Genomic DNA, 22,899 nt, shown 5'->3' with positions numbered 1-22,899 from the left:
GTCGCGTGGGGCCTCCCAGGACGTGACGTCCACGGCGGCCTCGGTGGGGCCGTAGAGGTTGTGCAGCGTGGCGTGCGGCAGACGGGACTGCGCGCGGAGCACCAGGTCCGCGGGCAGGGCTTCGCCGCTGCACATCACCTGACGCAGGCGCGTCAGGGACTCCAGGCCGGGCTCCTCCGCGAAGACGCGCAGCATGGACGGCACGAAGTGCGCGGTCGTCACGCCCTCACGGGCCATCAGCGCCACCAGGTAGTCCGGCTCCTGGTGCCCTCCCGGCCGCGCGAGCACCAGCCGCGCACCGGTCATCAGGGGCCAGAAGAACTCCCACACGGACACGTCGAAGCTGAACGGCGTCTTCTGAAGCACCGTGTCCGAAGGCGTCAGGCCGTACCGCGCTTGCATCCAGCGCAGCCGGTTGACGACGCCCGCGTGCGCGTTCATCGCCCCCTTGGGACGGCCGGTGCTCCCGGAGGTGAAGATGACGTAGGCGAGCGAGTCCTCACCGGCGAGCGGTTCAGGACGAGTCGTGGACTCCCGCGCGATGGCTTCCCACTGCGCGTCCAACGCGACGACCTGCGCTGCGTGCGAAGGCAGCGTAGCGCGGAAGCGCTCCTGGATGAGCAGAACGGGCGTGGCGGTGTCCTCCAGCATCCCGGCGAGCCGTTCCGCGGGCGTGGCCGGATCCAACGGCACGTAGGCCGCGCCGGATTTCAGGACGCCCAGCAGGGCGACGACCATCTCCAGGGAGCGCTCCAGGCAGACGCCCACCAGGGTCTCCGGACCCACGCCGCGAGCCCGCAGGTGGTGCGCGAGCTGGTTGGCGCGTGCATCGAGCTGCGCGTACGTGAGGCGCTGCGCTTCGAACTGAAGCGCGATGGCTCCAGGCGTCCGTTCAGCCTGGGCTTCGAAGAGCTGGTGGAGCGTGGCGCCACGGGGGAAGTCCACGCGCGTGTCGTTCCAGCCGAGCAGCACCTGTGCGCGTGCGTCCGGCGTGAGCCACGGCAGGGTGGAGACGGGAGCGTCCGGCGCGGCGACGACGGCCTTCGCCAGCTCGGTCAGGTGCTCCGCCATGCGGGTCAGGGTCGCGGCGTCGAAGAGGGCGGTGGCGTACTCCAGGCGGCAGCGCAGGCCGTCGCGCTGCTCCCAGACCTCCAGGGTCAGGTCGAATTTGGACGTCGTCACCGGCACGTCCACGCCGCCAATCTGGAGCCCTGCGCCTCCTGTCGTCTGGGCCTCGGGCACGTTGATGACGTTGAGGACGGTCTGGAACACCGGCGTGCGGCTCAGGTCGCGAGGCACCTGGAGCACGTCCACCAGTTGCTCGAAGGGCATGTCCTGCCGTGCGTAGCCACCCAGGGCCTGCTGCTTCACGCGCGACACGAGCTCCCGGAAGCCCGGCGCCCCGTGGAGCTTCGCGCGGAAGGCGAGCGTGTTGACGAAGCAGCCCAGCAGGCCTTCCACCTCGGGGCGGGAGCGGCCTGCGATGGGCGTGCCCACCGCGAAGTCGTCCTGTCCGGAGGTGCGGGCGAGCAGCACCTGGAACAGCGCCATCAGGACCATGAAGGACGTGGCGCCCTCACGGCGGCCCAGGGCGAGCAGGGGCTCGGACAGCTCGCGAGGCAGGTGGAAGGCGTGGGCGGCGCCCGCGTAGGACTGCGTGGCGGGGCGAGGCCGGTCGGTGGGCAGCTCCAGCGGCGGCGTGCCCTGGAGCAGGTCCTTCCACCAGCGGGCCTGCTCCGCCAGCACCGGGCCTGTCAGCCACGCGCGCTGCCACACGGCGTAGTCCGCGTACTGCACCGGCAGCGGCGGCAGGACGGAGGGGACTCCCGCGCTGGCGCAGGCGTAGAGGACGGGCAGCTCGCGGCTGAGGACCAGGGCACACCAGGCGTCGGAGACGACGTGGTGCAGGAGCAGGTGGAGGACGTGCGTGTCGGGAGCCAGCCGCAGCAGGAGCGCGCGGGCCACGGGGCCCGTGTCCAGGTGGAACGGCGTGGCGGTGTACGCCTGGCAGCGGCGAAGCATGGCGGCTTCGCGCGCTTCGGCCGTGTCGCCGGGAACGTCCTCCGTCTCCAGGGGAAGGGCGCCGGTCGCATGGACGACCTGCACCGCGCCGTCGTCGGCCAGCGCGTAGGTGGTGCGCAGGACCTCATGGCGTTCCACGAGGGCGTGGAGCGCCGTCTGGAGCGCGGTGACGTCCAACGTGCCCGTGAGCCGGAAGATGATCGCGTTGTTGTACGCGGTGCTCTCCGGCTCCAGCTCCTGGAGGTACCAGAGCCGCTGCTGCGCGAACGACAGCGGCAGGGGCCGGTCGCGCGGTGCGCGCGGAATTGCCTGGAGGGCACTGGAGGCCACGACGGTGGAGACAGTGGAGGATGGCGCACCCGCTGGCGCACTCGCGGCTCCCGAAGCCATGGGGCGCTGCGCGGGCAGCTTGAACCCAGGGAGGTTCACGGCTTCGACACGGCCATCCGCGCGCGAACGCACGGGACGGCCGGTGCGGTAGAGGCTCATGCCCCCATTCAACGGATGCGGCACCAGTCGCTCGGACGCATCACCCGATCTCCAGAGCGAAGCGGGCAGACCCGCGCCCGACAGGGCCAGCTCTCCCACGACGCCCGCGGGCACGGGGTTCCCGGCCGCGTCCAGCACCCAGACGTCCAGCCCCGGAGGCAGCTTCTCCTCCGGTGCGCGCGGCAACAGGCCTCCGTCACGGGCCTCGCCCGCGAGCAGCACGCTGCCGCCCGCCGTGCGCTGGAGCGCCGACGCCAGCTCCTCCGACGCGTTCTCCAGGACCCATGCACCTACCGGCGCCAGGGCCTCACGTGCTCCCGGGAGGTCCGTCAACGCACGGGCCAGCCTCGCCGTGGTGTTCACCAGCACCGCGCCCGAGCGCCGGGCCAGGGACACCAGCTCCTCCGCGTCCGTCTCCTGCTCGCCGCGCACCCGCAGCGAGTGGGACGCCGCATCCGCGGCCACGGCCTCCCTCGCCCTGGCCAGACGCCGGAGCCCTTCCAGGACGACCGGCGTCTCCAGTCCGAAGTCGATGAGGCACGTCACCTCGTCCACGTCCGAGGCCCGCACGTCCCGCAGCCGCTGGATGCCGCTCTCCACCGTGCCGATGAGCCCCGTGCCCTTCGCGTGGTGCTCGAAGGTGTGCTCCAGCAGCGCGTCGATGTCCTCGCGGGACACCTTGGCGATCTCCCCCTGATATCCCTGCGCGGCGAGCAGCGACGTCGTGATGTCCGCCGAGCTGCGGAAGTACGCCAGCAGCGGCTTGCGCACCTGCCTCAGGACCTCCGCCTCGTCGTCACCGAGGAACGTGTGCAGCATGCACGTGATGTGGCCCCGGCCCGGGTGCCCGTTGCGGCGCCAGGCCTCGCGGTAGAGGGCCACCTTCGGCTTCAGCTCCTCCAGCGAGTGGGCGAAGAGGCCCGTGAGGACGCCCGCGCCCAGCTCGCCCGCGAGCCGGAACATCTCCGGGTTCGCGGTGGCGGTGAGCCACACGGGCAGCTCCTTCTGCACCGGCTTCGGACGCAGGCCCACCTCCACGGTGACGCCGTTGCCGCCCGGCCGCCGCAGCCGTTCGCCGCGCCACAGGCCGCGCAGCGTCTCCAGGTTCCGCAGCAGGATGTTGCGCCGGTCCGCGTAGTTGCCGGGCGCGAAGACGAAGTCCTGGACGTGCCAGCCCGTGGCCACGGACACGTCGACGCGGCCCTGCGACAGGTTGTCCACGACGGCCCACTGCTCCGCGACGAGCAGCGGATCATGCAACGGCAACACGACGCTGCCGGAGCGCAGGCGCAGGTTGCGAGTGACGGCCGCGATCGCCGCGGAGACCACCGCGGGCTGCGGGTAGATGCCGCCGAACGAGTGGAAGTGCCGCTCGGGCGTCCAGATGGCGGAGAAGCCTTGCGCGTCCGCGAACTTCGCGCCCTCCATCAGTAGCTCGTACTTGGGGCCGGTGAGCGAGTCCTCGTCATTGGCGAAGTACGACAGGCTGAGCTGGAGCGGACGCGAGGACTCCCCGGCTGACGAGGCCCGGCGCGATGCCGTGGACTCGGCCGGGAAGAGCACGGGCAGGCCGCGCGACAGGGCCCAGAGGGCTTCCAGTTCGGGCTTCTCGGGAGCCGGTTCGGACGCGGCGAGCCAGGTGGTGCCTGGCGCCGGATGCAGCCGCGCATCCAGGCCCGCGAAGAATCCCGAGAGCGACGCGTGACTCAACGTCCACGCGGGCTGACTCGCGCCCATGGGCAGCAGCCACGCCAGGGACTCCGGGGAGGGAAGCGGAAGCGCCGCGTCTCCCGCTACGGACGACGCGTCCCCCAGCATTTCTTCGACGTGCAGGACGCGCGAGGACTCCAGGCGCGTGGAGGTGAAGAGCCCCCGCCAGGTGACGAGCCAGGGCACGACGCTGCCCTCCACGGCGTAGACGGCCAGTGAGTCCAGATCCGTGGGCCCGAGCGTCACCGGAGCACCACCGGCCTCCAGGACACCCCACAGCGCGGCCAGCTTCTCCGGCGACGCGCGCAGGCAGAGCGCCACGGGTTCTCCCGGCTGGAGCCCCTGTTCCCGCAGCCGCAGGGCGAGCCGTTGTGCTCGCGAGGCCAGTTCCCGCCACGTCCAGGTGCGCCCCGCCTGCTCCACGGCGACGGCGTCCGGCTTTCGCAGTGCGTGTTCACGCAGCCGTGCGGGCAGGACTGGAGCGTGCGTGACGGGCGGTGGGACGGGCCAGGCGCGGCGCTCGGACTCGGTGGCCAGCGGCAGGCGGGAGAGGGGTTCCTCGGGCCGGGCCAGCGCCGCGCCGAGCAACACCTGCAAGTGCTCCAGCATCCGCCGCGCGGTGGACGCGTCGAACAGCTCCGTCGCGTACTCCAGCGCGCCGTGCACGCGGCCGGGTTCCTCGGTGAGGATGAGCGTCAGGTCCGACAGCGTGGCGCCCCACTGCACGGGCGTGCCCGGCACCTCGATGAACGTGCCTCGCGCTCCGACGGCCGCCAGCGCGTCGCCGCCCATCTCTAGATTCGAGTGGTAGACGAAGACCGTGTCCGTCATGCGCTCGCGGCCGATGTCCCGGCCCGGGACGAGCTGTTCGACGAGCATCTCGAAGGGCACGTCCGGCCGCGACTGCACGTCGGTGACTTCGCGCCGCACGCGGTGCAGCAGCTCGCGGAAGCTCGGGTCATCCCCGACGTGGGTGCGGAACGCGGCCGAGTGCGCCACGTAGCCGATGAGCGGCAGCAGCTCCGGCCGCGTGCGGTTGCCGATGGGCGTGCCGACGATGAGGTCCGCCTGCCCGGTGTAGCGGTGCAGGAGCGCGTTCCACGCGGCGAGCACCGTCATGTACGACGTGAAGCCCTCGCTGCGTCCAAAGGCGACCAGTGCCTCGGCGAGCGCCGGTGGGAAGTCCAGCACCATGCGCTCGGAGGTGAGCGGGCAGTTCGAGGGCCGGGGCCGGTCGGAGGGAACGCCGAGCCGCCGGGGCATGCCGGCCAGCCGCTGACGCCACCACTGTTCCTGCTCGGGGAAGCGGGCCTCCGCGAGCGACTGCCGCTGCCACGCGCCGAAGTCCGCGTACTGCACGGGCAGGGGCGCCAGCGGAGACGGCCGGCCCTGGAGGAAGGCGGCGTAGAGCTGGCCGACCTCCTGGAGGAACAGCGCCGTGGAGAGCGTGTCGCAGACGATGTGGTGGATGGCGCAGACCAGCAGGTGCAGGTCCGAGCGCAGACGCACGAGCGTGGTGCGCAGCACGGGGCCTCGCACCAGGTCGAAGGGGCGTGCTGCGTCCTCGCGGGCGATGTGGAGGGCAGCCTCCTCGCGCTCCTCGGGCGTGCCTTCCACCTCCACGATGGGGAGCGGGATGCGCACGAAGGGATGGAAGCGCTGCACGGGCTTGCCGTCCACGGCGTCGTAGGTGGTGCGCAGGGCCTCGTGACGCTGGACGACCTCCTGGATGGCGCGCTCCAGGATGGCGGGCTCGGCGGGGCCTTCCAGGCGCAGGACGAAGGGAATCGTGTAGGCGGACAGGCCGGGGAGGTACTGCTCCAGGCGCCAGACGCGCTCCTGCACGAAGGACAGCGGCAGCGGTTCCGTGCGGGATCGGGGCACGAGAGGCAGCTCGCGCGTGGGCTCCTGGGCGGGAGCGTTCTGGAGCAGCGGCTCGATGCGGGAGGCAAGCCCCGCGACGGTGGGCGCTTCGAAGAGGGCGGCCAGCGGCACCTGGACATGGAAGGTGTCGCGGAGCTGGTTGAGCAGCTGCGCGGCCATGAGCGAGTTGCCGCCCAGCTCCAGGAAGTTGTCGTCGCGTCCGACGAAGTCCACGCCCAGCCGCTCACGCCACAGCGTGGCGATCCGGACCTCCACGTCACCGCGAGGCGCATCCTCACGACCACCGGGCACCGGGAGGGCAGGGGACTTGGAGGGCAGCGCCCGCGTGGTCTGGGGGACCGTCAGTGCACCCGTGCTCACGGGCAGCGCAGGCCTGTCGACCGTTGTCGGCGCCAACGGAGAGTCAGGACGCGTCAGGGACGGAGGCACCATCGCCGCTCCTGCCGCCTCTGTCTGGGCCCCAGCTTCGGCGATGTGGTGCTGCGGTGCGGCCGTCTGTGCGACGCCCGTGCCCACGGATGCACCGCCCGGGCCGCGAGGCTCCACCCAGCAGCGCTTGCGCAGGAACCGGTACGTCGGCAGGTGCACGCGACGACGCTGCTCGTGGGCGTAGAACGCGGTCCAGTCCACGTCCAGTCCCTGCATCCACAGCTCACCCACGCACTGCAACAGCCCCGACTGCTCCGTCGTCGTGCCGCCCCGGCGCAACGAAGCGAGCGCCTTCACGCGCTCCTTGTCCTCACCCAGGCACGCACGCATCAGCGGCGTGAGGTCCTGGCCGGGCCCCACCTCCAGCAGCACGCTGCAGCCCTCTTCCAGCAGCGTCCCCACCGCATCGGTGAAGCGCACGGGCTGCCGCATCTGCGTGGCCCAGTAGTCCGGTGCGATCAGCTCGCCCGGCCGCGCCAGCGCTCCCGTGAGGCTGGAGACGTACCGCACGGAAGGCTCATGCCTCTGGAGCGAAGCCACCACGCGAGCCAGCTCCCCCATCAACGGCTCCACGTCCGCCGAATGGAACGCGTGACCCGACGGCATGCGCACCGCGCCCGCCTTGCGCTCCTGCAACACCGCCTGGAATCGCTCCACCTCGTCCACGGGCCCGGAGACGACACACCGGTCCGGCGCGTTGAGCGCCGCGAGCGTCAGACGACCGGAGAGCAGGGCCTGGACCTCCGCCGCAGGCAGCGCCACGCCGAGCATCGCGCCCGGAGGCAACCGGTGCATCAGCTCCCCGCGCGCGACGGCCAGCCGCAGGCCGTCCTCCAGGGAGAGCACGCCCGAGACACAGGCCGCGGCGTACTCACCGAAGCTGTGTCCCAGCACCGCGTGCGGAACGATGCCCCACTCCCGCCACAGCCGGGCCAGGGCCACCTGCACCGTGAACAGGGCCGGCAGCGCGACGCGCGTATCCGCGAGCGACGCGGACGCCTCCGCCTCCTGGCCCGGTCCAGGCCGCAGCAGCGCGTCCACTCGCGAGCGCAGGGGCGCGTCCAGCAATCCAAGGCACGTCTCCACCTGCGCGCGGAACACCGGCACGGACGCGCACAGCTCCCGCCCCATGCCCACCTGCTGCGAACCCTGACCGGAGAACACGAAGGCCACCCGCTTGCGGCGGGCCCCCTCCACGTCCTTCAACCTCGCGGGCGTGGCCGGCTTGCGAAGCTGCTTCGCCAGGTCCTCCGCATCCCTCGCGACCACCATGCGCCGGTACTCGAAGGCCCGCCGTCCCACGGCCTGCGTGTACGCCGTGTCCGCGAACCCGCTCCCGTCGCTCGCGACGTCCACGGAGAACCGGGCCGACAGCGCCTCCAGGGACTCCGGCGACCGCGCCGACAACACCCGCAGCGCCAGTTGCTTCGCTGCTGCCTCCAGCGCTTCCGGCGACCGCGCGGACAACACTTGATCCGCCAGCTTCAACGACGCTGCCTCCAGCGCCTCCGGAGACCGGTCCGCCAGCACGTGCGACGCCAGCGCCTGTGCTCCCGCCTCCAGGGACTCCGGCGAGCGCGCCGACAACACGAACAACTGGTGCGAGCGAGCCGAGGGCCCACTGCGGACGACCGGGGCCTCTTCCAGCACGGCGTGCGCGTTCGTCCCGCCCACGCCAAAGGAGCTCACCGCCGCGCGCCGGGGCGTCTTCCCCCGAGGCCAGGGCCGCAAGCGCGTGTTGACGAAGAACGGTCCCGCGTCGAAGTCGATCCTCGGGTTGGGCGATTCGAAGTGGAGGCTGGGAGGAATCTCCTCCTCGCGCAGCGACAGCGCGACCTTGATGAGCCCCGCGAGCCCCGCCACCGTGTCCAGGTGGCCCACGTTCGTCTTGAGCGAAGCGAGCGCGATGGTGCCCTGGTGCTCGGGGCCCAGGCCGTAGGCACGCTGGAGCGCAGCGACCTCGATGGGGTCGCCCAGGGGCGTCGCCGTCCCGTGCGCCTCCACGTACCCGATGTCCCGCGCCGTCACGCCCGAGCGCCGCAGCGCCTGCGTGATGACGGTCGCCTGGCCCTGCACGCTGGGCGCGGTGAAGCCGGACTTGTCGCGCCCGTCGTTGTTGACGGCGGTGGCTCGGATGACGGCGTGGATGGGGTCGCCGTCGCGGACCGCGTCCTCCAGGCGCTTGAGCACCACCGCGGCCACGCCGCTGCCGGAGACGGTGCCCTGGCCCTTCGCATCGAACGCGCGGCAGTGGCCGTCCGGGGAGTAGATCATCCCCTCCTGATGCACGTAGCCGGTGCGCTGCGGCACCGACAGCCGCGTCGCGCCCGCGAGCGCCACGTCCGACAAGCCGGCCAGCAGGTTCTGACACGCGACGTGCACCGCCACGAGCCCCGTGGAGCACGCCGTGTACACGAGCATGCTCTCGCCGGTGAGCCCCAGCTTGTAGGACACCTTCGTCGGCAGGCTCTGGTAGGTCGCGGTGCCGAACAGCTCGAAGAACGCCGCCGAGTCCAGCGGCAGGTGCCGCTGCACCTCGGCCGCGTAGCCGGACTCGTTCGCTCCCGCGAAGAGGGAGATGACGCCCGGGAAGCGCGCGGGGTCGAGGCCCGCGTCCTCCAGCGCCGTCCACGCGCACTGGAGGAACATCCGCTGCTGCGGGTCGGTCCACTGCGCCTCGCGCAAGGCCATGTCGAAGAACGCGGGATCGAACTCCTCGATGTCCGCGAGCACACCATGGGCGGGCACGAACCCCGGGTGCTGTGACAGCTCCACGCCCGGAGGCAGGCCCGGCATGGACTCCAGCTCCTCGGGAGTGAAGTGGGAGATGGACTCCACGCCTTCACGCAGGTTGCGCCAGAACTCCTCCACCGACGCCGCGCCCGGGAATCGCCCGGACATGCCGATGATGGCGATGGCGTTCGACGGCAGCGCCGCCGTCCCGTCCTTCACCGTTTCGGAAGGCAAAGGCACGGGCACGGGCTGCGAAGGCACTGGCTCGGAGACGGGCACGGTCACGCGGGCCGGCTGTGCGCTCAGTCCTTCGCGCCCCAGTCTCCGGGCCAGTCCATGAACAGTCGGGTGCTCGAAGAGCCACACCACGGGCACGTCGCGCTGAAGCGCATCGTGCAGCCGGCTGGCGACGCGGACCACGGTCAGCGACGTGCCCCCCAGGTCCTCGAAGAAGTGATCATGGACACCGACGCTCCGGGCGCCCAGCTCCCGGGCCCAGACGGCAGCGATCTGTTCCTCCAGCGGATCCGCGGGCTCCACGAACCGGCCCTTGCGAGCACTGGCTGTGACGTCTGGCGCGGGCAGGGCCCGACGGTCCACCTTGCCGGTGGCGGAGAGGGGCAGGACGGGCAGCGAGACGAACGCGGCCGGGACCATGTACTCGGGCAGCCGCTGCCGCAGGTGTTCGCGCAGCGCGGGGACGTCCAGCACGCCCGCCACCACGTAGGCCACGAGCCGCTGATCTCCGGGCACGTCCTCGCGCACGATCACGATCGCGTCCGTGAGCGCGGGCCAATCCCGCAGGGCGGCTTCGACCTCGGAAAGCTCGATGCGGTAGCCGCGCACCTTCACCTGGCTGTCGATGCGGCCCAGGAACTCCAGGCTCCCGTCCGCGCGCCAGCGCACGCGGTCGCCCGTGCGGTACACGCGCTCGCCGGGCGTGGTGGCGAAGGGGTGGGGGATGAAGCGCTCGGCGGTGAGGTCCGGGCGGGAGAGGTAGCCCCTCGCGAGTCCGTCCCCGCCAATGAGCAGCTCTCCCGGCACGCCCACGGGCACCGGCCGCATCGAGCCGTCCACCACGAACGTCCGCGTGTTCGGCAGGGGAGGGCCGACGGGAATGGACTCGGGCCGGATGTCCTCGGGCCGCTCCATGCGCAGGCAGCAGGCGAAGACGGTGGCCTCGGTGGGGCCGTAGCCGTTGATCACCGGAAGGCCCAGCGTCTCCACCACGCGGCGCGTGTGCGTGGGGGACAGGATGTCCCCGCCCACGATGAGCTGCCGCAGCCCGCGCAGCACCTCCAGCTTCACGTCCACCACCTGCGCGAACAGGCCCGCGGACAGGTAGAGCGACGTGACGCCGTGACGGCGGATGACCTGCCCCAGCAGCTCCAGGTCGGTGGAGCGCTGAGGCGGGAAGACGACGAGCCTGCCGCCGAACAGCAGCGGACCCCACAGCTCCAGCGTCGACGCGTCGAAGGACAGGGGCGCCATCAGCAGGAACGTCTCGTCCGGGGTGAAGCGGGCCCAGGTGGCACCGTGCAGGAGCCGCAGCACGCCCCGGTGCTCCACGGCGACGCCCTTGGGACGGCCGGTGCTGCCGGAGGTGAAGTCCACGTACGCGAGGTTCCGCGACGACAGGGCCACGTCTGGTGCGGAAGCGGGCTGCCCCTCCAGGCGGACCTCCTCCACGAAGAGGCACGGCACGCCCTCCGCGACCGGCAGCGACGCCCGCAGCGTGCGCGTGGTGACGAGCAGTCGAGGCGGTGCGTCCTCCACCATGAGCGCCAGCCGCCGCGCCGGATACGCGGCATCCAGCGGCACGTAGGCGCCCCCCGCCTTGAGGATGGCCAGGAGCGTGACGATCAGCTCCACGGAGCGCTCCAGGCACACGGCCACCAGCGCATCCGGGCCCACGCCTTGCGCGCGCAGCACCCACGCCAGCGCGTTCGCCCGCGCCTCCAGCTGCGAGTACGTCAGCCGCGCGTCCCCGAACTCCAGCGCGATGGCCTCCGGACGCCGTGCGGCCTGGAGCGCGAAGCGTTCCGCGATGTTCGACTCACGCGGATAGTCCACGTCCGTGGCGTTCCAGGTCGTGAGGACCTGCTGGCGCTCCTCGGGCGTGAGCCAGTCCAGACGGGCCAGCGGCACGTCCGGCGCGGCGACGACGGCGTCGAGCAACGTCCGCAGGTGCCCGGCCAGCCGCTCCACGGTGGAACGCTCGAAGAGGTCGGTGCTGTACTCGATGACGCCGCGCAGGCCGTCCGGCGCCTCATGCAGCAGCAGGCCCAGGTCGAAGCGCGCGGTGGCGTTGTCCACCGGCACCGGCCGCAGCGTGAGCCCCGGGGCCTTCAGTTCGCCGGTGGGCGCGTTCTGGAGCGCGAACACCGCCTGCACCAGCGGGTTGCGGCTCAGGTCGCGAGGCACCTGGAGCTCCTCCACAAGCTTTTCGAAGGGCAGGTCCTGGTGCTCGAAGGCGGAGAGCGCCGTGGCCCGGACCTGGGCCAGCAGCGTGCGGAACGAGTCCCCCGGATGCACGCGCCCGCGAAGCACCAGCGTGTTGACGAAGAAGCCGACCAGCCCCTCCAGCTCCGAGTGGTCCCGCCCCGCGATGGGCGAGCCCACCAGCAGCTCCTCCTGCCGCGAGTACCGCGACAGCAGCACCTGCCACACCGCGAGCAGCGCCATGTACGGCGTCGCACCTTCCGAGCGGCCCAGCGTCACCAACCGCTCCACCAGCGCCGCCGGAAGGTGCACGGGAAGCAGTGCCCCCTTCGTGGACTGGAGCGCCGGGCGCACCTTGTCCGCGGGCAGCTCCAGCACCTGGGGCGCTCCGGCGAGGTGCTGCTTCCACCACGCCACCTCCCGCGCCAGCACGTCCCCCTGGAGCCAGGAGCGCTGCCATACGGCGAAGTCCGCGGGCTGCACGGATAGCGCCGGCAGCACGGGCGTCCGGCCAGAGGCGAAGGCCTCGTAGCCCTCGGCCACTTCACGGACCAGCACGCCCAGCGACCAGCCATCGGAGACGATGTGGTGCATGCACAGGAGCAGCAGGTGCTCCCGGGCCTCCAGCCGCAAGAGCCGGGTGCGCAGGACCGGTCCCCAGCCCAGGTCGAAGGGAAGCGCGGCCTCTTCCACGGAGCGCCGCTGGGCCTCGGCCTCGCGAGACTCCCGGGGCACGGTGGTCAGGTCCGTGATGGGCAGCTCCCACGTGCCCGCTATGTGCACCTTCTGGACGGGCTGTCCGTCCTTCATCGCGAAGGTGGTGCGCAGGGCTTCGTGTCGGGAGACGACGAGCTCCAGGGCTCGGCGCAGCGCCTCCACGTCCAGCGCGCCGTCCAGCCGCAGCGCGGTGGCGATGTTGTAGTGACTGCCACCCGGGCGCAATTGTTCCACCACCCACAGCCGCTGCTGCGCGAACGACAGCGGCAGCTCCCGATCCCGTGACGTCGCGACGAGCGCCGGGATGCGCGGTCCCGCGACGCGCGAGAGCAGCAGGGCCTCCACCCGCTCCGTGAGCCGGGCGACGGTGGGCGCATCGAAGAGGGCGCGCAGCGGCAGCTCCACGCCGAAGGTCGACCGCAGCCGGGAGACGAGCTGCGTGGCCAGCAGGGAATGCCCTCCGATGACGAAGAAGTCGTCGTGAAGCCCCACGGACTCCAGTCGGAGCAATTCCTGGAACAGCGTGGCGATGCGCTGCTGGAACAGGGTCATCCGCTCCGGAGCCACGGGCCCGGCGGCGACCGAGCGCGCATCCGGAGACGGCAGGGCCTTGCGGTCCACCTTGCCCACGGGCGTGAGCGGCAGTGCGTCCAGCGACACGAACGCGGACGGCACCAGCGGCGAAGGCAGCCGTTCGGAGACGAACGCGCGCAGCTCCGCCGCTTCCACCGGAGCGCCCGGCACGTACCACGCCACGAGGCGATCCGCGTTCACCCCCGCCACCGCGGCCTTCACCGACGGGTGCTGGCGCAGGATGGCCTCCACCTCGCTCAGCTCGATGCGGAAGCCGCGCAGCTTCACCTGCGTGTCCATGCGGCCCAGGAAGTCCAACGTCCCGTCCGCCAGCCACCGCACGCGGTCGCCCGTGCGGTACAGCCTCGCACCGGGCTCGTCACCGAACGGCGAAGGCACGAAGCGCTCCGCCGTCAGCGCGGGGCGGCCCAGGTAGCCCCGGGCCAGTCCGTCGCCGCCCAGGTACAGCTCGCCCGGGACGCCCACGGGCACGGGCTGGCCCTGCGCATCCAGCACGTACGTCTGGACGCGCGTCATCGGCCGGCCGATGGGCACTGACGTCGCGTGCTCCGGCAGGTCCACGATGTCGTGCGTGGTGACGCCCACGGTGCACTCCGTGGGGCCATAGAGGTTCACCAGCCGGTCCGGAGGCCCCGCGCGAAGCACCGCGCGAGCCGCATCCGCGTTGGCGGCCTCACCCGCGTAGATGACCAAGCGCATCGTGGCGAACGCGTCCGGGACTTCCCGCGCCACGGTGTGGAACAGCGCCGTGGCGAACAGGGCCGTGGTGGCGCCCACCTCGCGCAGCGTGCGTGCGAGTTCCATGGGCGCCAGCGTCACCTCGCGCGGAAGGATGACGAGCCGGGCGCCGTTGAGCAGCGCGCCCCAGATCTCGAAGGTGGCCAGGTCGAACGACGGCGTCCCCGCCTGGACCATGCAGTCGTCCGGTCCCAGCTCGACGTAGTTCGTGTCCCGCACCAGGTGCACGATGGACTGGTGCGTGATGCCCACGCCCTTGGGCGTGCCCGTGGAGCCGGACGTGTAGAGCACGTACGCCAGTTGCTCCGGCCGCACGGCGACGTCCTCGGAAGCGAGCGCGGGTTGCGGACCGGGCCCCTCCGCTTCCGACCCCAGGTACACCGTGGGCAGCGAATGCGCGGGGAGGGCGCTCAGCAGGTCCCGCTGGCCCACCACCGCGGAGATGCCCGCGTCCTCGAACATGAACGCGAGGCGCGAGCGCGGATAGGCGGGATCCATGGGCACGTAGCAGCCGCCCGCCTCCAGGATGCCGAGCATCCCCACCACCAGCTCCAGCCCCCGCTCCACGCACAGCGCGACCCGGGCTTCAGGCCGGAGTCCGGAGGCCCGCAGGCGCAAGGCCAACCGCCGCGCCCGCGTCGCCAGCGCCGAGTAGGTCAGCACCTGACCCTCGTGCTGGACCGCCACCGCATCGGGAGCGCGGAGGACCTGGGCCGCGAACAGCTCCGGCACGGTGTGGAGCGCGAGCGGACGGTGCGTGGCGTTCCAGTCCACGAGCACCCGCTGGCGCTCAGCGCCGCCGAGCAGCGAATGCTCCCGCACCGGTGCTTCTGGCCGAGCCGTGAGCGCGCCGAGCAGCACCTCGAAGTGCGCCATCATCCGGGTGACGGTGGTGGCGTCGAAGAGGTCGGTGCTGAAGTTGAGGTCGCCGCTGAACGCGCCGTTCCGCTCCTGGAGGCTGAAGTCCAGGTCGAACTTCGCGGTGGTGATGGCCCCGCCGCGAAGCTCCAGGCGCAGGCCGGGAAGGTCCAGCGCTCCCACGGGGGCGTTCTGGAACGTGAACGCCACCTGGAACAGCGGGGAACGGCTCAGGTCACGAGCCCCTTGCATGCCCTCCACCAGCTTCTCGAAGGGGAGGTCCTGGTGCGCGTACGCCGAGAGCGTCGTCGCCTTCACCTGGGCCAGCAGCGCGCGGAACGAGCCCCGCGGATCCATGCGAGCGCGCAGCACCAGCGTGTTGACGAAGAAGCCGATGAGCCCCTCCGTCTCCGCGCGGTTGCGGTTGGCGATGGCGGAGCCCACGAGCACGTCGTCCTGCCCCGCGTAGCGGGACAGCAGCAACTGGAAGCCCGCGAGCAGCACCATGAACGGCGTGGCGCCTTCGCGGGCCGCCAGTGCCTTCACCGCTTCGGACACGCCGGTGGACAGCGACACGGGAAGCGACGCCCCCCGGAACGACTGCGCGGAGGGGCGAGGCCGGTCGGTGGGCAACTCCAGCGAGGTGGGAGCGCCATCCAACTGCTGCCGCCACCAGTCCAGCTCCGCCTGGAGCACGTCCCCCTGGAGCCAGGAGCGCTGCCACACAGCGAAGTCCGCGTACTGGAGGGGCAGGGGCGCCAGCGCCGGAGCCTGTCCAGCAGCGAAGGCCCGGTACAGCGCACCCAGCTCGCGAGCGAAGACGCCGATGGACCAACCATCGGAGACGATGTGGTGCAGCGTGAGGAGCAGCCAGTGACGCCGTGAATCCAGCCGCAGCAGCACGGCGCGGACGAGGGGCCCCGTGCCCAGGTCGAAAGGCCGAGCCGCTTCGGAGGCGGCGTGGCGGTGCGCCTCGGCTTCACGGTGGTTCTCGGGAATGGCTTCCAGCGAGACGACGGGCAGCGTGAGCGTCCCATCGGAGTGGATCCGCTGGACCGGCGAGTCCCCTTCGGACGCGAACGTGGTGCGCAGGACTTCATGGCGCCGCACCAGCGACTGGAGGGACTGCTCCAGCGCGGAAGCATCCAGCGCCCCATCGAGCACCAGGATGCCGGGCACGTTGTAGAAGGCACTGCCCGGCTGGAGCTGATCCAGGAACCACAGCCGCTGCTGCGCATGGGACAGCGGCACGGGCCCGGAGCGAGGCACCGCCACGAGCGGCGGAGTCCCCGGACGTGCTTCGCCCCGCGAGCGCAGCGCCGTCACCCGGACCGCGAGCGTCTCCACCGTGGGAGCGGCGAAGAGGTCGCCCAGCGGCAACTCCACGCCCAGCGTCGAACGCACGCGCGACACCACCTGCGTGGCCAGCAGCGAGTGGCCGCCCAGGTCGAAGAAGTCGTCGTGGATGCCCACGCGAGCCACATGCAGCACTTCCGCGAAGAGGGCGGCGAGCTGTTCCTCCACCGCATCGCGAGGCGCGACGTACCGGTCCGCCAAAGCCACGGGCGCTTCGGGAGCGGGAAGGGCGGAGCGGTCCAGCTTGCCGTTGGCGTTGAGGGGCAGGGCGTCCAGCACCACGAAGGCGCTGGGGATCATGTAATCGGGGAGCCGCTCCTGGAGCGCGGATCGCAGGGCCTTGCCGTCCAGGGCTTCGCCGACGACGTAGGCCACCAGCCGCTTGTCTCCGGCGACGTCCTCGCGCACCACGGCCACGGCTTCCCGCACATCCGGCAGGAGGCGCAGCGCGGCCTCGACCTCACCTGGTTCGATGCGGAAGCCGCGCAGCTTCACCTGGAAGTCGGTGCGCCCCAGGAACTCCAGCGAGCCATCCGCGCGCCAGCGCGTCCTGTCCCCCGTGCGGTAGAGCCGAGCACCCGGCGCCGTGCTGAAGGGATGGGGCACGAAGCGCTCGGCGGTGAGGGCGGGCTGGTGGAGGTAGCCCCACGCGAGCCCTTCACCGCCGACGTACAGCTCTCCAGGCATGCCAGGAGGCACCGGCCGCATCGCCGCATCCAGCACGTAGGCGGTGGAGTGGGGCAGCGGACGCCCGATGGGAACGGCGGTCCCCACCGCGTCGCCCGCCTGCATCGGGTGCGTGGCGGAGAAGGTGGTGTTCTCCGTGGGTCCGTAGCCGTTGATCAGCACCGAGCCCGGAGGCAGTCGGGACAGGTGCTCCCGGACACGGGCCGCCGGGAGCACGTCGCCGCCCGCCAGCACCTGCGACACGGAGGCAAGGGCCTCCGGATGGTGCACGGCCATCTGTTCAAAGAGCGCGGCCGTGAGCCACAGCGTGGTGACCTGGTGCTCGGTGAGGAGCCCCGCGATGCGCGAGAGGGACAGCTCGCCCGGAGGCGCGATCCCGAGCCGGGCACCATGGAGCAGCGCACCCCAGATTTCGAGGGTCGACGCGTCGAACGCGGCCGGCGCGAGCTGAAGGACGACCTCCTCCGGACCGAAGCGCATGAAGCCGGTGTCCACCACCAGCCGCAGCACGGCGCGATGCGGAACACACACGCCCTTGGGAGTCCCCGTGGAGCCCGAGGTGAAGAGGACATAGGCCAACCGGTCCCCCGCCGTGTGCTGCTCCAGCACCGAGGTCTCCGGACGTGCCGCCACGCGGGACGCATCCGCATCCAGCAGCACCAGCGGCGTCATCAGTGACGGCAGCTCATCCGCGAGCGCCTCCAGCGTGACGACCATCGCTGCCCCGGACTGCTCCAGCAGGAGGGACCAGCGCTCGGGCGGGGCATGCAGGTCGATGGGGACGTAGGCCGCCCCGGCCTTGAGCACGGCCAGCAGCGAAACGATGAGGTCCGGGGAGCGGGGCAACAGCACCGCGACGCGGCTGCCCTCCGCGATGCCCGAAGCACGCAGGTGGTGCGCAAGCTGGTTCGCCCGGGCCTCCAGCCGCGCATACGTCAGACCGCCGGCCTCGGACACGAGCGCCACCGCGTCCGGCGTCCGAGCGACCTGCTCCGCGAAGCGAGCCGGGATGGATTGCGAGGAGAAGTCCCGGACGCCAGCAGCCCCGCTCCACTCCTCCAGCACCCGGCGCCGAGCCTCCAGGGGCATGAGCGGAAGGCGCTCCACCGGAACTTCAAGCTGCGCGGGAAGTGACTCCAGCAACGAGGCGTAGCCCCGCATCAACTCCTGGAGGAAGGCCGCGTCGAAGAGGTCGGTGTTGTAGTGGAGGCTCCCGGTGAAGCCCTCCGGCGACTCCTCCAGGATGAGGCTGAAGTCGTACTTCGACGGCGTGAAGGGCGGAGGCAACTCGCGCAGCGTGAGGTCCGGCAGCCGCCACTCCGCGGTGGGAGCGTTCTGGAGGGTGAGGGTGACCTGGAAGAAGGGCGTGTGGCTCGGGTCGCGAGCGGGCTGGAGCTCCTCCACCAGCTTCTCGAAAGGAACGTCCTGGTGCTCAAAGGCACCCAGCGTGGTGGCGCGAACCTGCGCCAGCAGCGTCCGGAACGAAGCACGCGGGTCGATGCGCGCACGCAGCACGAGCGTGTTGACGAAGAAGCCAATCAGCCCCTCGGTCTCCGAACGGGTGCGGCCCGCGACCGGAGCGCCAACGCTGACGTCATCCTGCCCGGCATACCGGGACAGCAGGAGCTGATACGCGGCCAGCAGGACCATGAACGGCGTGGCGCCGGCCTGCCGCGCCACCGCATGCACGCCTTCCATGATCTTCCGGGGCAGGAGCACCGGAAGCAGGTCGCCCGAAAACGTCTGCACCGCCGGACGAGGCCGGTCCGTGGGAAGCATCAGGAGTGGAGGCGTCCCCGCAAGCTGCTCACGCCACCAGGCAAGCTGAGTCCTGAGCACCTCTCCCTGAAGCCACTGCCGCTGCCACGCAGCGAAGTCCGCGTACTGGATGGGAAGGGGCGGAAGCGAAGCCTGCGCGCCGGAAGCAAAGCCCCGGTACAGCGCCACCAGCTCACGCACAAGCACCCCCGTGGACCAACCGTCCGAGGCGATGTGGTGCGTGAGCACGAGCAGCACATGCCGCGTCTCCTCCAGCCGCACGAGCACCGCACGAAAGATCGGTCCCCGAGCCAGATCGAAAGGCCGCTGTGCCTGCTCGGAGATGAAGTCCCGCAGCCGGGCCGCACGCGCATCACCGGCCTGTTGTTCGGCTGTAGGGGTGCGCGGGATGGAGCTGCCCGCCGCCACGGCATTGATGTCATCCGGCTGTCTCGCGTCACGCGCGTGCTGAGCATGGGTGGTCCCCTCCAGGGACTGGGTGCCACTCAGCAGTGCATCGGCTTCGCGCGGACTCGCGTGAGCAGCCCCCTCCAGTGAATGGATGCCTCTCCGCTGCACAGCAGCTTCGTGCGAGCCCGTGCGGGCAGCCTGCTCCAGAGATTGGATGCCACTCCGCAGCGCAGGAGCTTCGTGCGAGCCCGCGTGGGCAGCCCACTCCTGGGAAGGGGTGCCACCCAGCTGTAGAGCGGTTTTGTGCGGACTCGCATGAGCGGCCCACTCCTGGGAATTGGAGCTACCGCGCTGTGCAGCGGCCTCGCGTGGGTCCTTGTTCGCGGACCTCTCCAGAGAATGGGGACCACTCGGTTGCGCAGCAGCGGGGCGCGCGCTCGCGTGAGCAGCCCCCTCCAGGGACTGGCTGTCACTTCGCTGTGCAGAGGCTTCTCGCGCGCTCACATGCGCAGCCCGCTCCAGGGACAGGATGCCACTTTGCTGCGCAGCGGCTACGCGCGGGCTTGGAGGCAGCGCGTCCAGGTCCACGAGTTCGAACGGGCACGCAGCTTGATCCGCGATGCGCTGGACGGGCCCCTGTGTCCCGGATGCGAACGTGGTGCGCAGCACCTCATGACGCTGGACCAGCGCATCCAGGGCCTGCCGCAGCGCGGGGACATGGAGCACGCCTTCGAGCAGGACCGTCCCAGGCAGGTTGTAGGCCACGCCGCCGGGCTGGAGCTGCTCCAGGAACCACAGGCGCTGCTGCGCGAACGACAGCGCCAACTCCCCGTCCCGCGACACCGGCCGCAGGGGCGGCGACTGAAGACCCGTCGTCCGGCCCCGCGCCTCATCCAGGGAGGCCGCCAACGCAGCGAGCATCGACGTCTTGAACACCGAGCGCAGGGGCAGCTCGACCTGCAACGTCGCCCGGATGCGCGACAGGAGCTGCGTCGCGAGCAGCGAATGGCCACCCAGCGCGAAGAAGTCGTCATGCACGCCCACGCGCTCCACGCGCAGCAGCTCCGCCCACAGCGAAGCCAGCCGTTCCTCCGTGGGCGTGCGAGGCGCGACGTACTCAGGAGCCACGGCCGAGACGACATCCGGCGCGGGCAGTGCCCTGCGGTCGACCTTGCCGCTGGACGTCAGAGGCAGTGCCTCCAACGGAACGAAGGCCCCCGGCACCATGTACTCGGGAAGCTTCTCCGCGAGGAACGTCCGAAGCGCCTCCGCCCCTGGCACGTCCGCACCGCCGACGAGGTACGCCACCAGCCGCGTGTCGCTCGCCGTGACGCCCGCCAGCGCCACGACGATGGCCTGCCTCACGGCGGGGTGCTGCTCCAGCGCGGCTTCAATCTCCCCCAGCTCGATGCGCAGCCCGCGCACCTTCACCTGGAAGTCGGTGCGGCCCAGGTACTCGATGGCGCCGTCGGGCAGCCACCGGGCGAGATCGCCCGTGCGGTAGAGCCGGGCCCCGGGCGAGTCGCTGAACCCGTCCGGGATGAAGCGCTCCGCCGTCAGGTCCGGCCGGCCCAGGTAGCCACGCCCCACCTGCACGCCCCCGATGAACAGCTCTCCCGGCACCCCCTGGGGCACCGGCCGCAGCGACGCATCCAGCAACCGGATCCACGTATTCGCCACCGGATACCCGATGGGCACGGAGCGCCCGAGCGCTCCACGGGCGCACTCGTACGCAGTGACCTCCACGGCGGCCTCGGTGGGGCCATAGAGGTTGTGCAGCCGGATGCCGGGCAGCCGCGCCAGGCATCGTTCGGCCAGCTCCGACGGCAGCGCTTCCCCGCTGCACACCACCCGGCGCAGCGACGCGCACCGTTCCAGGCCGGGCTCCTCCAGGAACGCCTGGAGCATGGACGGCACGAAGTGCGTGACGGTGATGCGCTCCTTCGCGATGAGGTCCGCCAGGTAGCCCGGCTCCTGGTGTCCCCCTGGCCGAGCCACCACCAGTCGTGCCCCCGTCATCAACGGCCAGAAGAACTCCCACACGGACACGTCGAAGCTGTACGGCGTCTTCTGAAGCACCGCATCGTCTGGAGACAGCGGATGTGCCCCCTGCATCCACAGGAGCCGGTTGACGATGCCAGGGTGAGCGTTCATCGCGCCCTTCGGACGTCCCGTGCTGCCGGAGGTGAAGATGACGTAGGCCAGCGCGTCCTCGGAGGCCAAGGCAGGAGGCGCCGAGGACGGCTGCCGCGCCACCTCCGCCCACTGGGAATCCAACCGCAGCACCGGGACGCCGACACCTGCCGGAAGCCGCGCCACCAGCCGCTCCTGGACGAGCACCACGGCGGGCCGGGCATCCTCGAACATCCACGCGAGCCGCTGCGCGGGCAGGGACGGATCCAGGGGGACGTACGCACCTCCCGCCTTCAACGTCGCGAGCAGCGCCACCACCATCTCCAACGACCGCTCCAGCATCAACCCGACGCGGACCTCCGGCCCCACGCCCATCGACCGCAGGTGCCACGCAAGCGGGTTGGCCCGGGCCTCCAGCTGCGCATACGTGAGCGACGTCTCTCCAAACGTGACGGCTACCGCGTCCGGCGTGCGCGCCACCTGCGTTTCCACGAGCTGATGCAACAGCACTCCACGCGGGTACGCCTCACGAGGCCCGTTCCACGCGTGGAGCACGCGCTGCCGCTCCGCCGCGTCCAGGAGCGACAGCTCCGACAGGCGAGCCTCCGGCCGGGAGACAGCGTCCTCCAGCAGGACCCGCAGGTGGCCCATGAGCCGCACCATCGTGGCCTCGTCGAAGAGGGCGGTGCGGTACTCGGCGGTGAGGCGCAGACCGTCCGCCTGTTCGAAGGCGAAGAGGGTCAGGTCGAACTGCGCGAAGCCGCTGTCCACGAGCTGCGCGTCCAGCGTCAGTCCCGGCAGGCGCACGGCGGGCAGCGGCGTGTTCTGCAGGACGAACATCACCTGGAAGAACGGCGGAACGTCCAGGTGGCGAGGAGGCTGGAGGACCTCCACCAGCTTCTCGAAGGGCACGTCCTGGTGCGCGAAGGCCTCCACCGACGTCGCCTGCACGCGGCCGATGAGCCCGCGGAACGAAGGGTCTCCTTCCAGTGACGTGCGCAGCGCGAGCGTGTTGACGAACAACCCGACCAGCGGCTCCAGCTCCGCGCGCGAGCGTCCCGCGACAGGCGTGCCGACCGTCAAGTCATCCTGACCGGAGTAGCGCGAGAGCAGCAGCTTGAAGCCCGCGAGCAACACGGTGAACAGCGTGGTGCCTTCCTGTCCAGCCAGGGCCGCGAGCCGCTGGACCAGCGCGCCGGGAAGCATCGCGGTCACCGTCGCGCCGCGGCTGTCCGCCTGTCCGGTGCGGGGCCGGTCCGTGGGCAGAGACAGCACGGCCCGCGCATCCAGCCGCGAGCGCCACACCTCAATCGCCGCCTCCAGCGCCTCGCCCTTCAACGCCTCGCGCTGCCACACGGAGAAGTCCGAGTACTGCAACGCCAGCGCGGGAAGCACCGGCGTTCCCCCGGAAGCCAGGGCCTCGTAGAGCACGCCCAGTTCGTGCACCAGCAGTCCCATGGACCAGCCATCGGACACGGTGTGGTGCAGCGCGAGCAGCAACAGGTGCTCGGCCGGAGAAACCTCGAACAGCACGGCGCGCAGCAGCGGTCCCTGCTCCAGGTCGAACGGCGCAAGGGCCTCCTCGTGCAGCCTGCGCCACGCCTCCTCCGAATCCGCCACCGGAACAACAGGCAGGGGCACGTCCAGCTCCGGCGCGATGCGCTGCCACGGCCGTCCGTCCTGCTCCACGAAGGTGGTGCGCAGCACCGCGTGACGGCGCACCACTTCGTTCAGGCTGCCCGCCAGGGAGGGCACGTCGAGCCGCCCCTCCAGGCGCACCGAATAGAGCAGGTTCAACCCGGCTTGCCCTGGTGCCAGCCGCTCCTGGAACCACATGCGCTCCTGTCCGAACGAGGCCGGGACACGAGACGTGGGGCGGCGCTTCTCGCGCAGCAGTTCCGCCAGCCGCGCGCGCTTCTGCTCAGGGGTGGAAGCCAT

General features: G+C 71.4%; 1 protein-coding gene (cut by a window edge). It reads right to left on the bottom strand.

Annotated elements, in window-relative coordinates; genetic code table 11:
- Positions 1–22,899, bottom strand: the 5' portion of a protein-coding gene (locus JYK02_RS32310; protein WP_242589430.1) for a non-ribosomal peptide synthase/polyketide synthase. Its footprint begins 9,690 nt before the window's first position; 22,899 of the gene's 32,589 nt are visible here — the first part of the coding sequence; its start codon is at positions 22,897–22,899; its stop codon lies beyond the left edge, outside the window.

This window comes from Corallococcus macrosporus (assembly GCF_017302985.1).
Taxonomy (GTDB): domain Bacteria; phylum Myxococcota; class Myxococcia; order Myxococcales; family Myxococcaceae; genus Corallococcus; species Corallococcus macrosporus_A.
The sequence above is the reverse complement of the archived record's forward strand: the minus strand, read 5'-3'. Positions and strand labels throughout refer to the sequence as shown.